This is a genomic window from Zeaxanthinibacter enoshimensis (assembly GCF_004362865.1).
Lineage (GTDB): Bacteria > Bacteroidota > Bacteroidia > Flavobacteriales > Flavobacteriaceae > Zeaxanthinibacter > Zeaxanthinibacter enoshimensis.
Map to the genome: position 1 here is coordinate 109,661 of NZ_SNYI01000003.1, position 13,044 is coordinate 122,704.

9 protein-coding genes are annotated in these 13,044 nt (G+C 46.6%); 5 read left to right on the plus strand and 4 right to left on the minus strand.

The genetic code is table 11. The features are described from left to right. Positions 1 to 9 precede the first annotated feature (9 nt). Entirely contained in the window at positions 10 to 1,791 is a 1,782-nt protein-coding gene (argS, locus tag CLV82_RS12195) for an arginine--tRNA ligase (protein WP_133644631.1), read from the plus strand. 153 nt (positions 1,792 to 1,944) lie between these two features. Here argS and CLV82_RS12200 read toward each other — a convergent pair whose 3' ends face one another. The 3 genes from CLV82_RS12200 to CLV82_RS12210 all read right to left on the minus strand — a co-directional run bounded on the left by CLV82_RS12200 (position 1,945) and on the right by CLV82_RS12210 (position 6,109). After that, positions 1,945 to 4,467, minus strand: a complete 2,523-nt coding sequence (locus CLV82_RS12200) for a TonB-dependent receptor (protein ID WP_243744213.1) — start codon at positions 4,465 to 4,467, stop codon at positions 1,945 to 1,947. Between the two features lie 16 nt (positions 4,468 to 4,483). Further along, positions 4,484 to 5,413 carry a FecR family protein gene (locus tag CLV82_RS12205; RefSeq protein WP_133644633.1) on the minus strand — a complete coding sequence of 310 codons (930 nt, stop codon included), beginning with the start codon at positions 5,411 to 5,413 and terminating at the stop codon, positions 4,484 to 4,486. 177 nt (positions 5,414 to 5,590) lie between these two features. After that, entirely contained in the window at positions 5,591 to 6,109 is a 519-nt protein-coding gene (locus CLV82_RS12210) for an RNA polymerase sigma factor (protein WP_133644634.1), read from the minus strand. Between the two features lie 186 nt (positions 6,110 to 6,295). On the opposite strand from CLV82_RS12210, the gene CLV82_RS12215 reads away from it, so the two are divergent. The 4 genes from CLV82_RS12215 (at position 6,296) to CLV82_RS12230 (ending at position 12,791) form a co-directional block, all read left to right on the plus strand. Next, entirely contained in the window at positions 6,296 to 8,059 is a 1,764-nt protein-coding gene (locus tag CLV82_RS12215) for a hypothetical protein (protein ID WP_133644635.1), read from the plus strand. Positions 8,060 to 8,193: 134 nt separating this feature from the next. After that, positions 8,194 to 9,525 (plus strand): signal recognition particle protein, encoded by a 1,332-nt coding sequence (ffh, locus tag CLV82_RS12220; RefSeq protein ID WP_133644636.1) that lies wholly within the window; start codon positions 8,194 to 8,196, stop codon positions 9,523 to 9,525. Positions 9,526 to 9,773: 248 nt separating this feature from the next. Further along, entirely contained in the window at positions 9,774 to 10,658 is an 885-nt protein-coding gene (locus CLV82_RS12225; protein WP_133644637.1) for a bifunctional 5,10-methylenetetrahydrofolate dehydrogenase/5,10-methenyltetrahydrofolate cyclohydrolase, read from the plus strand. 90 nt (positions 10,659 to 10,748) lie between these two features. After that, a complete protein-coding gene (locus tag CLV82_RS12230) occupies positions 10,749 to 12,791 on the plus strand; it encodes a M13 family metallopeptidase (RefSeq protein ID WP_133644638.1) in 2,043 nt (680 codons plus the stop codon). 45 nt (positions 12,792 to 12,836) lie between these two features. Here CLV82_RS12230 and CLV82_RS14765 read toward each other — a convergent pair whose 3' ends face one another. Continuing rightward, on the minus strand, positions 12,837 to 12,989 hold the full coding sequence (locus CLV82_RS14765) for a hypothetical protein (protein WP_166636711.1): 153 nt from the start codon (positions 12,987 to 12,989) through the stop codon (positions 12,837 to 12,839). Positions 12,990 to 13,044: the final 55 nt, after the last annotated feature.

Consider the following 13,044-nt stretch of genomic DNA (forward strand, 5'->3'; position numbering starts at 1 on the left):
CCATTATTTATGAGTTTGCAAGACGTTATACAGGAGCAGGTCAAAGCCGGCCTGCAGGAATTATACGAAGTTCAACTGCCATCGGTAGAATTACAACCCACGCGGAAGGATTTTGAAGGAGATATCACCGTGGTGATCTTCCCGATGCTGAGGTATGTGAAAGGCAACCCTGAGAAGATAGGGGAACAGCTCGGAACTTTCCTGCAGGAGAAAGTAGCCGAGGTCTCAGGATTCAACGTGATCAAAGGTTTCCTTAACCTGGTGATCAGCGACGCGTATTACCTTGAGTTTTTTAATAAGGTACGTGGGCAGGAAGGCTATGGTAAAGTAGCGCAAAAGGATGATAACGCGGTGATGGTGGAATACTCTTCTCCCAATACAAACAAACCCTTACACCTGGGGCATATCAGGAATAACCTGCTCGGTCATTCGGTATCGCTTATCCTGGAAGCTGCAGGGAAAAAAGTATATAAGACCCAGATCATAAATGACCGCGGGATCCACATTTGCAAGAGCATGCTGGCCTGGAAACGCTTCGGAAACGGGGAAACCCCGGAGAGCACCGGTCTGAAAGGCGATAAACTGGTAGGTAACTATTATGTAGCCTTTGATAAGGCGTATAAACAAGAAGTTGCCGAGATGGTGGCCGCGGGTACTCCGAAGGAAAAAGCAGAAAAAGAAGCTTCACTGCTTCAGGAAGCCCAGGAAATGCTTAGAAAATGGGAAGCAGGAGATCCGGAGGTTGTCCAGCTTTGGAAGACCATGAACGGATGGGTATACGAGGGGTTCGAAGAGACCTATAAGAGCCTGGGGGTCAGTTTTGATACACTCTATTACGAGAGTGATACCTACCTGCTTGGAAAAGATGTTGTAGAACAAGGATTAGAGCAAGGTGTATTTTACCGGAAAGATGACGGTAGTGTCTGGATAGACCTTACCGAAGAGGGACTGGATGAAAAGATCGTACTCAGGTCTGATGGTACTGCAGTCTATATGACCCAGGATATTGGTACTGCCATTCAAAGGGTGAAAGATTTCCCTGATATAAACGGAATGGTATACACGGTAGGGAACGAACAGGATTACCACTTTAAAGTCCTTTTCCTCATCCTGAAAAAACTGGGGTTTGACTGGGCAGATCATCTTTATCATCTCAGTTACGGGATGGTCGACCTTCCAAGCGGGAAGATGAAAAGCCGGGAAGGAACCGTTGTTGATGCTGATGACCTGGTCCTCGAGATGAGCGAGACTGCGGGAGCTATTGCCAGCGAGCTTGGCAAGCTGGAAGATTATTCGGAAGCGGAAAAACAACAGCTCTATCATATGATCGGGCTGGGAGCGCTCAAATATTATATCCTGAAGGTAGACCCTAAAAAACGGATTTTATTTGACCCGGAGGAATCGGTGGATTTCCAGGGAAATACGGGTCCTTTTATCCAGTATACCTATGCACGGATACAGTCTATCCTGAGGAAAGCCCCGGAAGAAGGTATGCAGCAGGACGTTGCCACAGACCTGGAGCTGCACCCCAAGGAGAAAGAATTACTGAAATGGTTAGAAGGATTCCCGGAAGCCGTTCAGCAAGCGGCAGAGAATTACAGCCCGGCCCTGATCGCGAATTATACCTACGAACTCGTGAAGGAGTTTAATTCGTTCTACCAGCAGGTCTCTATCCTGGGTGAGGCCGATGAAAACATCAAGATCTTCAGGATACAGCTGGCGGATAAGGTTGCACAGGTCATCCAGACGGCCTTTGGACTTCTCGGTATTGATGTTCCGGAGCGGATGTAATACCCGATTGCCCACGATCTAAAAAAAAGATCTGCAAAGATCATCGGGCTCGTGGGATTGCCGGTTTTTGGCTTAGATACGGAATAATGATAGATCTCCATCCTCTATGGTGATCGTGCTGCCAGGATTTTCAGTCTGGAAACTGAACCCCTCTTAGAACCTTATCCTGGCGCTGACATTTGGGGTGAGTCCCAAAGAAGCGCTCTCTATCCTTTCTACTTCATCCTGTTCATTGATGCGGTAATAAACGTTCAGGAGGTTCTTTTTGTTCAGCAGGTTCAGTACAGATGCTCCCACGGAAGCATTAACACCCGGGCTAATCCGGAATTCGTATATGGCCGATGCATCTGCCCTGAGATAATCCGGCAGCCTGCTGCTGTTTGGGTCCTGGTAGTTGATCTGGTTTGGGAATATATTCAGGTTTATAATATTATTCCCTTCCTGCGGCTCAGTATACGGTTTACCCGTCCTGTAATGCAACCCTAGCCCTAGTTTTAAGCGATTATAAGTGTAAGTACCTGCCAGGGTAGCTGCATGCCGGATATCCAGGTTATTCGGAAAACGGCTTGGATCAATGTCTTCAAAAGTGTAGGTGTTCTCGTTGTAGGTATAGCTGATCCAGGCGCTGATCCTGTCTGCCTGGTGATTCAACAGGAATTCTATCCCCTTGACATCGTAACTGCCAATCTCCCCGTTGAACTGGTCCTGGTTCTGGAAACCCTGGGTAGCTGTACTGATCCCATCCACCTGTTTATAAAAAGCTTCGAGACCCAGGTACCATTTATTCTTGTCATAATTCAGTCCCATGGATCCCTGCTTGCTCTTAGTCACAGGCAGGTCCTGGTTGTCGGAAAGTATCCACCTCCGTTTCTCGATCCCAAGGAAATTCTGCTCCAGGTCTATGACCTGGTTGGTAGTCTGGTTCTTGAATTCTCCAAGGGCGGAAATCCGCCAGCTGTCGGTAAGGGCATAGTTCAGGTTGATCCTTGGTTCTACGATGATCTCTGAAAATGTATCCAGGTTTTCAATAAAATTAACCCGCACTCCACCCCTGGCCATCATATCTCCATCGGCCGATCTGTATTCCAGTTCCGAGAAGGGTGCGTGGGTCCGGATCACCCCTTTTACATTGCTGTTAAAAGGCGGTTGGGTCACCGTGGTGGTATTGGTGATTCCTACTTCGGAGAACTGGTAGCCGTTGTGCCAGTTGAGCTCTGTCAAGACCTTGTACCGTGTGTTCAGCTTCAGGGAGGATTCCAGTACCCGGTTATTCTGGAATAACTGTTGTTCTTCGTCATTAGTACTTGTTCTCGCATCCAGGTTATAACGGGTATAATAGGTATTGATGGTGCTGTGGAAGTCATCAGACCAGTCGCTGTGCAGTACCGCCCCGAAAGACAGGTTGGTCTGGTCCAGGGTGCTCCGGTTTTCACGGCCACTCTGGTTAGCGGTCTCTGTATAGTCCAGGTCGTTATTGATATGGATAAAGCTTAACCTTGCTTTATGACGCTCGTTAATATCATACAACAGTTTCCCTGTAAAATCATAGAAGTAAAAATTCTCTTCCTGTGATATATCAGTATCCGCACCATTATCACTCTTTACCTCTGTATCCTGGAAGGCCCTGCTGAAAAACTGTTTATAGGTCGGGGTATTGAGAAAATCGGTCACAGAACGCCTTGCAGACCATTGGAAACCCAGTTTTTCTGAGAGCGGAAGATAAGCATAAGCATCGCCGCTGATAAGATTAAACCCAGCGCCCCCGAATATTTTGTCATCAACACGGTCATGGGTCTCCATAAGGATGATCCCGCTTACCCCATCTCCATACTGGGCAGAAGTCCCGTTCTTTATTAGGGTTACCTTTTCTGTTAGGTAAGGGTTAAAGGCCGATATCAGCCCGAAGAAATGACCGGACTGGTACATTTTGATTCCATCCCACAGGATAAGGTTCTGGTCGTTTGTTCCACCCCGGATATTGATATCCGAAACGGTTTCATCAATACTTCTTATCCCCGGCAGAGCCTGTACGGATTGCAGGATATCAGGTTCACTCAGGCCGGGAAGAATCCCAAATTTATCCAGGTCAAGTTGCAGGCTACCATCGGGCATTTCGGAAATTCCCGTGGTCAGGATATTGTATACCACAACCTCGTCCAGCTGTTCATAGAGAAGTGCCAGGGGGATAGGGGTACACGGATTGCTTTGAACCAAAGCGGAGGCACTGATGTATAAGGGCTTGTATCCAATATGGCGGATCCGGAGGGTGGCTCCGCGGGGAATCTGTTCCAGCCTGAACATCCCGTCAAAATCGGTGATCATGCTGATGCTGCTTCCCAGTACTTCTACTGATGCCCCGGTTATGGTGTTCTTCTCATAATTGTCGAGCACCGTACCGCAGACATCGATCAGCCTGCTGCGCGACAGGGTATAATACCGATCACTCAGTTTCTGGACTTTAAGTTGAGTCTGGTCTGTAAGCCGGGCAAGTATGGTATCCAGGTCCTCTTCTGCGGGCAGTTGTACCCGGACATCTTCCAGGTCTTCATCCACGTAGGAGAATTTTACATCGTACCGGCGTTCTAATTCCTGCAGGTAGGTAATTATGTTAACCGTACCCTGGGTGGTTACTTCCTGGGCCATAGACGACAAGAGGCCGCAGACCAGGAACAGCATTAAGCAGAAAATTTTTTTAAGGGGTTTCCTCGGCATAGAATATCACATTCTCCCCATCCAGGTCATAGGTTAACCTGGAAGGTGAACTTATACTCTGCAACGCCAATTCTTTATTTGTATTGCTGAATGTCCCTGTAAATAGTTGGTTGAGGTCCACGTCCCGGGTTTCTACATCGATATTGAATTGACGCTCAAACTCTTCTAAAACATACTTCAGGGGGATACTTTTAAAGGAACTTTCCTGGTTTAACCAGGAAGGACCATCAGTCACCGGCCCTTCTACAGGAATTATTTTCCCGTTGATCGCCAGGAAGGAACTACCTGCGGGTAATTCTTTTTCAACTCCATCAAAGATCACGCGTACCAGGCCTTCGTAACAACTGACCTCGAAATAATCGCCCCTTTGTTCTACATTGAACTGGGTGCCGAGAACCCAAACTTCCCCAAGATCGGTGTCAACACTGAATTTTTCTCCTTTGGCAACTTTGAAGAACGCTTCCCCTTCAAGGGATACCACGCGTTCCTTGTTCCATTTCTTTTTACTGTAAGATATCTCCGATCCGGCATTCAGTATAATTTCTGAAGCATCGGGCAGGGTGTGGGTTGTAGATTCTGCATACAAGGTGCTAACCGTTTCATCCTGGGAGTTGGCGAACCAGAAAGAAACAGCAATGAGCAATACGATCGCTGCAGCAATTTTCATCAGCTTCCGCACCGGCTTCATATTAATGACTTTACCTTTCCCGGGAGTCTCAGTTTGTTTAGCTGCAAGCCTGGCCTGGAGGTTCTTATAAGCCTTGGCGGAGTCATACGCGGGGCCTTCTATCCTGGCGCTTGCATCAACGATCTTCTTATATGTGGCATATTCGGCAGTTTCCTTGAACGCTGCCAACTCAGCCTCACTCAGCTCGTTGTTCAACCATTTTGCCAAATAATTTTCTTTCATGATTCCTTTCTTTACACCTTTATAACAACCGAGGTTTAAAATACCCTACCTTTTGGTTTGAGGTTTGAGGTTTGAGGTTTGAGGTTTGAGGTTTGAGGTTCGCGGTTTGCAGTTCGCGGTTCCCCGAGACCCGCTTCTCTGTCTCCTTTGTCCCTATTAACCTATGTACTTACCACACTAAATCCCATCAATAGTTTCCCGCAACGTCTTCAGTGCCAGGTGCATCCTTTTTTCAATAGCTTTGACACTTACCCCTTCCAGGTCGGCAATCTCGGCGTATTTTTTGCCTTCTACCCGGTTCATCAGGAAAGTCTGCCGCTGGTTTTCCGGCAGACTGTTTAAAGCGTTGTCCAGTTTCTGCTGGAATTCCTTTTCCTCCATCAGGTATTCCGGTGATTCCTGTGTCCGGTCATTCTCCAGGCCGCTGTTATTATACTTAAGCCGTACCTTTTCTGCCTTCAGTACGTTCAGGTAATTGTTGTTGGCAATGGTATAAACGTAAGACTTGGCTTTTCCCGGGGTGACCTTGGCACAATGCTCCCACAATTTGACAAAGGCTTCCTGTACTACATCGTAAGCTTTCTCCTCATTTCCATATTTATAGAATATAGATCTGAAAATGGCTTTGGAATGAGCATTGAAAAGGAAGCTGAATACTTCTTCCTTACATACATTGTCGTGATTTTCTATGTTCAAGGTGGTAATAATTCTGTCTTTCTGCGTTCTATAATAATAAAGGTTCAGGCTCCTGAATCCCTTATAATACCGAACGCCCGGATTTGGTTAGCCCAAATATATCTGAAAAAAAATTAAAAATCAGGGTAGGGTAAATGTTATCCCAGGTGTTTTTAATGTGAATTAGCGTTAAAAATCCAAATCGTTATGAAAAATAGAATCCATTTTGCATTGTATACATTCCTGTTGGGAATGACACTGCTTTTCACAGCCTGCCAGTCCGAGTTTGAAGAACTGCCGGAAGATAACCAGCAACAAACCCTGGAGGCTAATTCTTCAACAGCCGTATTAATAGAGCGCACAGCATCTAATGACGGCTCATTTGACAATATAGTGGACCAGGCAAGTTGCCTGGCTATACAGTTTCCTTATGAAGTTAATGTCAACGGGGAGATCTTAATTATAGAATCGAGGGAAGACCTGCAGCTGATCGAAGATATCTTTGATGCCTCTGATATTGATAATGACTTCCTGGAACTGGTTTTCCCGATAACCGTTACCACGGGAGCCTATGCTGATATTACCATAAACAGCAGGGAAGGACTAAGAGAGCTCGCGGCCGACTGTATTGAGAACGGCGAAGATGATGATATTGAGTGTATAGATTTTGTATACCCCCTCACACTTTTCACTTTTGATCGTACCCTACAGCAAACCAGCAGGGTTACCGTTGAAAATGACAGGCAGTTGCGTTTCTTCTTCAAAGAACTTGGTGAAGATCAACTGGCCAGTTTCAGTTTTCCTATCAGCCTGAAATTATATGATGGTACCGTGGTCGAAGTAAATAGTAACGAGCAATTGGCACGCCTGATCGAGGAGACTAAGGATGCCTGTGACGAGGATGATGACAACGACTATAATGATGACGATTTTACCCAGGAACGACTGAACGAATACCTGGTAGAATGTCCCTGGTTAGTTCACGAGATGGTACGTGACCAGGTAAACCAGACAGACCAGTATTTTGAATACCTGATGAATTTCGGGGAAGACGGGAAAGTTTATGTAAAAGACCGTATTGGTAATACCCTCATCGGTACCTGGACTACCAGGGTGTCAGATAACAACAGGGTGTTATTGAAGCTCGAATTTGATGTGCTGGTCGACTTTAACCTGGAGTGGTTTGTGTACGAGATCGGGGAAGGTACCATTAAACTCTTCTCTGAAGGAGGAAACAAGATCATCATGAAACGCTTCTGTGACGCTCCGGACCCGGGAGCAACCCTGAGGAATATTCTTAAGGAATGTGCCTGGGTGATCAAGAAGGTAAAGAACCAGGGCGAGGAGATAGAACGCCTGTTAGGATATGAATTCAATTTCCATGCTGAAGGCGTAGTTACCCTGAGCAATAGTATCAATATCTCCGAAGGGGAGTGGGAAGTCTCTACTAATGACCAGGGGATACTGGTCCTGGCCATTGCCATGGGAGCAGAGCCTGCGGTGAACTTTGAATGGCCGGTACGCGACCTGATGAACCAACGTCTCAAATTCGAGGTAGAAGATATAGGGTACGAACTAATTCTTCAAAGAGTTTGTGAGGACAACGGTGCTGACGGAGATGTTGTAGAGATCAGGGAACTGATGAAGGACGGACCCTGGAGAGTTGCCAGCTTTATAGATAGCGAGATTGACGAGGCCGATTTGTATACGCTGTACAGTTTTGCTTTCGAAGCTGAGCATATCATGAGCATGACTCTTGGTGAGACCGGGACTACAGAAGCCGGCTTATGGAGAGTACTGAGGAACAGTGAAGGAAAACTGAAAGTATACCTGAATGGCGGTGAGAATGAACCCTTGAATGAACTTACCGATGACTGGGACTTTTACTCTGCCGATGCAGGCCGAATAGAACTGAGAAGTGAATCTGATGCCGACGGACAGGTCAAGATCCTGGTATTTGAAAGGAACTAAGATTAGCCCCAATTTTGCTGAAAAGGGTGGTCCCGGAAACGGAGCCGCCCTTTTCTTTTTTAAAACTGCTTCCCATCCTTCCCTCATCCGTCTGATATTCTTATTTTTGCTACTCTTGAAAACAGGATACGACGATGTTTGATAATTTAAGTGAAAAGTTAGATAAAGCCCTGCATGTACTGAAAGGACATGGGCAAATTACGGAGATCAACGTGGCAGAGACCACGAAAGAGGTACGCCGTGCCTTACTGGATGCGGATGTCAATTTTAAGATAGCCAAGGAATTTACGAATACGGTAAAGGAAAAAGCACTGGGACAGAATGTGCTGACTTCGTTACAGCCCGGGCAGTTGATGGTGAAGATCGTAAAAGATGAACTGACCCAGCTGATGGGCGGGGAATCTGAGGGGATATCCCTTGCCGGGGATCCGGCTGTGATCCTGATGTCGGGTCTGCAAGGTTCCGGTAAAACCACTTTTTCCGGTAAGCTTGCTAATTTTTTAAAGAGCAAGAAGACCAAAAATCCACTGCTGGTTGCCTGTGACGTTTACCGACCTGCGGCGATAGACCAGTTACATGTGGTCGGGGAGCAGATCGGGGTGCCGGTCTACTCGGATAAGGACAACAAGGATCCTGTTTCACTTGCCAAGGCGGGTATAGATTACGCCAGGAAAAACGGCCATAACGTGGTTATTATTGATACCGCGGGACGATTGGCAGTAGATCAGCAGATGATGACCGAGATCGCGAATATCCGCGACGCCATCAAACCACAGGAAACCCTTTTCGTGGTAGATTCCATGACAGGACAGGATGCCGTAAATACGGCCAAGGCATTTAACGAGGTACTCGATTTTGACGGGGTAGTACTTACCAAGCTGGATGGTGATACCCGTGGGGGTGCGGCATTATCCATCAAATCGGTCGTAGATAAACCCATTAAGTTTATCGGTACGGGTGAGAAAATGGATGCTATCGATGTTTTCTATCCTTCCCGTATGGCAGACAGGATACTGGGCATGGGAGACGTGGTATCTCTTGTGGAGCGTGCACAGGAACAGTTTGATGAAGAAGAGGCCAGGAAACTTCAGAAGAAGATCGCCAAGAACAAGTTCGGTTTTGACGATTTCCTGAACCAGATACAGCAGATCAAGAAGATGGGTAGCATGAAGGACCTGCTCGGGATGATCCCCGGCGCCGGAAAGGCTCTGAAGGGACTGGATATTGATGATGATGCTTTTAAGCATATAGAAGCCATTATCCACTCAATGACCCCGGAAGAGCGCTCTAATCCATCCTTACTGAACGCAAGTCGTAAGAAGCGGATCGCCAAAGGCAGCGGTAGGGAGATAAAGGAAGTGAACCAGTTGCTTAAGCAATTTGACCAGATGAGCAAGATGATGAAGATGATGCAGGGCGGCGGCGGCAAAAAAATGATGCAGATGATGCAGAATATGCCGAGGTAGTCAGAAGTTTACAGTCAACAGGTGAATTTATAACTTTGAAGTAGTATAGGTGTTAAAGCATGGAAGGCGCTTTACATCTAGAATGAATATTTATCATCCCACTGCATGTTTCTTGCTGGAGGATGAAATAACTTAAACTCCGGGGCTGGGTTATGAACCCCGGGGTTTGAAATTTTTAAACAGGAGTAATATCAAGCCGGACCCCGGCGAATAAAGATCCAGATCACAAATAATACATACCCCTTTTCATGGAAATACTAGACGGAAAAAAAATTTCTAACCAGATCAAGGAAGAAATTGCCGCTGAGGTGGCACAGATGAAAGAAAGGGGTGAGAAAGTGCCCCATCTTGCGGCAGTCATCGTGGGTAACGACGGGGCAAGCATGACATACGTCAATAGCAAGGTACGCTCCTGTGAAAAGGTCGGATTTGAATCTACCCTGATCCGCCTCCCCAGTACCACCTCGGAACTGGAACTCCTGAAAAAGATCGACCAGCTGAACCAGGATGATGATATCGACGGTTTTATCGTACAACTGCCCCTGCCGGAACAGATCGATACCCAGAAGGTCATCATGGCAATAGATCCCGATAAGGATGTGGATGGATTCCACCCGACCAATTTCGGTAAAATGGCGCTGGATATGAGCACCTTTATCCCGGCTACCCCTTTTGGTATCCTGGAACTCCTGGAGCGCTACAACGTGGAAACCAAGGGGAAACATACAGTGGTTATAGGCCGGAGCCACATCGTAGGCCGCCCGATGAGTATCCTCATGGGAAGAAAGGGATGGCCGGGGAATTCGACCGTGACCCTTACCCATAGTCACACCAAGAATATTACCCAGATCATTTCCCAGGCAGATATCGTTATTTCGGCACTCGGGGTGCCGCACTTTTTAAAGGCGGAAATGGTAAAGGATGATGCTGTAGTGATCGATGTGGGAATTACAAGAGTACCGGATGAGAGCCGGGAAAAAGGATACTACCTGGCAGGAGATGTGGATTTTGAAAACGTAAGTAAAAAAGCATCATTCATTACGCCTGTCCCGGGAGGAGTAGGGCCGATGACCATCGCCATGCTGCTTAAAAATACCCTTTTAGCAAGGGAACAACACCGCGGTGAACGTTAACATCACAATTTTAACACCTTATACTGTAACGGCATTCTTCTAATGCCGACTAATCCCCGTATAGCTAATTCAAAAACCAAATACAACTAAATGAAAATGTATCAACTTAAGAACATCTCCCTGGTCTGTGCCGGACTGGCAGTAGTGGGATGTAAGAATGATGCCCAGACCAGTGAGGACAAAGAGCTGGTTTCAGGTATTTACACCGAAAACATGGATACTACCGTAGATCCAGGTGATAATTTTACAGCCTATGTTAACGGGGGCTGGGTGAAAAAAACCGAAATTCCGGCTGATAAATCTTCCTACGGTACTATGACTATCGTAAGGGAAGAAGCAGAAGAAAATGTAAAGAAGATCATAGAAGAAGCAGCATCTGGTGAATTTGAAAAAGGATCTGATGAGCAGAAATTAGGGGATTTTTACAAATCCTATATGGATCTTGAGACCAGGAATTCTGCAGGGATTACCCCAATGCAAGAGGAGTTCTCCAAAATTGAAGAGATCAGTAACTACGAAGATCTGACCCGTTATTTTGCCTACGCCAATAAAATGGGAATAGATGTTCCCCTTGGCTTTTATATTTCCCCCGACTACAAAGATCCGCAGAATTACGTGGTATATGCCGCGCAATGGGGGCTTGGACTTCCGGACAGGGAATATTACCTGAAGGAGGATGACCGTTCCAAAGAGATCCGCCAGAAATACCAGGAGCATATCAGTCGTATGTTCCAGTTGGCCGGACTTGAGAACGGGGAAAAAGCCGCGTCAACTATCCTGAAATTAGAAACTGCACTTGCAGAAAAGCAGATGCCAAAAGAACAGCGCAGGAACAGGGTGGCCAATTATAACATGATGACGGTAGATACGCTGAATACCCTGATGCCGCGTTTTAACTGGAACACCTACCTTGAAGCAGCAGGTCTCGAAGACCAGGATAAGCTGGTAGTAATGATGCTGGATTATACGAAATCGCTAGATCAGCTGGTTCGCAGGACCAACCTGGCCACCTGGAAGACTTACCTTAAATGGAGCGCCCTGAACTCTGCGGCCCCTTACCTGAGTGAAGAAATAGACCAGGAGCATTTTGAATTTTACAATAAAGAACTTCGCGGCACCCCAGAGCAAAGACCACTCTGGAGAAGGGGTGTATCTGTTGTAAACAGGAACCTGGGCGAACTTGTAGGAAAGGTATATGTTCAGAAACATTTTCCGCCGGAAGCCAAGGAAAGGATGGAGGAATTAGTGGAGAACCTGCTGAAAGCTTACGAAGCCAGTATTAAGGAATTAGACTGGATGAGCGAAGATACTAAGAAAGAAGCCCTGGATAAGCTCAGCAAATTCGATCCAAAGATAGGTTATCCGGAGGAATGGAAGACCTATGATATCGAAGTTGCCGCAGATGACCTGATGGGGAACATTATGAGGACCAACGCGATGGAGTACCAGCGCAACGTGGATAAACTTGGAAAACCGGTAGACAGGAAAGAATGGGGAATGACACCCCAGACGGTAAATGCATATTACAATCCTTCCAAGAACGAGATCGTTTTTCCGGCTGCCATTTTACAACCACCATTCTTTAATCTCAACGCAGACGATGCTGTGAATTACGGGGCCATAGGTGCTGTGATCGGGCACGAGATAGGGCATGGTTTTGACGACTCAGGCAGCACCTTTGACGGGGACGGTACCATGCGTAACTGGTGGACAGAGACAGACCGGGAAGAATTCAAGAAACGTACCGATGCCCTTGTTGCCCAGTATAATGGTTTTGAAGTATTGCCGGAGTTAAATGTGAACGGTGAATTTACCCTGGGTGAGAATATCGGGGATCTCGGGGGATTAAGCATAGCTTTAAAAGCCTACAAAATGTCCCTGGATGGTAAGGAAGGTCCGGTACTGGACGGGTTCACCGGGGAACAACGTGTATTCATGGGCTGGGCCCAGGGATGGATGGGGAAATCAAGGGATGAAGCCCTGCGCGTACAGGTGAGTACAGACCCTCATTCTCCGCGGGATTTCCGTGTAAATGGGGTTGTAAGGAATATACCCGAATTCTATACCGCATTCAACGTGGAAAAAGGTGATTCACTTTACCTGGCTCCCGAAGAACGCGTCAAGATCTGGTAACAAGAATAACAATATGCTAAAAGCCCTCTCCCTGAGAGGGTTTTTTTATGACCTTAAATCAAGGTTCATCGCTATGCCCATGGTAGAATCGGTGGGCGTAATAACATCTAAATCCTTACTTCCTTCATTGTTCGTACAGCTGGCGAATGCCAGGACAGAACACAGCAATAGGATCACGTAGATAATCAGGATTCTCATCACTCACTAATTTAGCAGGTATTATTACCGAGTTACTATACTATAACGTGGATCA

Coding starts and splice junctions, on each gene's coding strand:
- CLV82_RS14765 (WP_166636711.1), bottom strand. CDS start 12,989: ATGAGAATCCTGATTATCTACGTGATCCTATTGCTGTGTTCTGTCCTG.
- ffh (WP_133644636.1), top strand. CDS start 8,194: ATGTTTGATAATTTAAGTGAAAAGTTAGATAAAGCCCTGCATGTACTG.
- argS (WP_133644631.1), top strand. CDS start 10: ATGAGTTTGCAAGACGTTATACAGGAGCAGGTCAAAGCCGGCCTGCAG.
- CLV82_RS12230 (WP_133644638.1), top strand. CDS start 10,749: ATGAAAATGTATCAACTTAAGAACATCTCCCTGGTCTGTGCCGGACTG.
- CLV82_RS12200 (WP_243744213.1), bottom strand. CDS start 4,467: ATGCTGTTCCTGGTCTGCGGCCTCTTGTCGTCTATGGCCCAGGAAGTA.
- CLV82_RS12215 (WP_133644635.1), top strand. CDS start 6,296: ATGAAAAATAGAATCCATTTTGCATTGTATACATTCCTGTTGGGAATG.
- CLV82_RS12205 (WP_133644633.1), bottom strand. CDS start 5,413: ATGAAAGAAAATTATTTGGCAAAATGGTTGAACAACGAGCTGAGTGAG.
- CLV82_RS12225 (WP_133644637.1), top strand. CDS start 9,774: ATGGAAATACTAGACGGAAAAAAAATTTCTAACCAGATCAAGGAAGAA.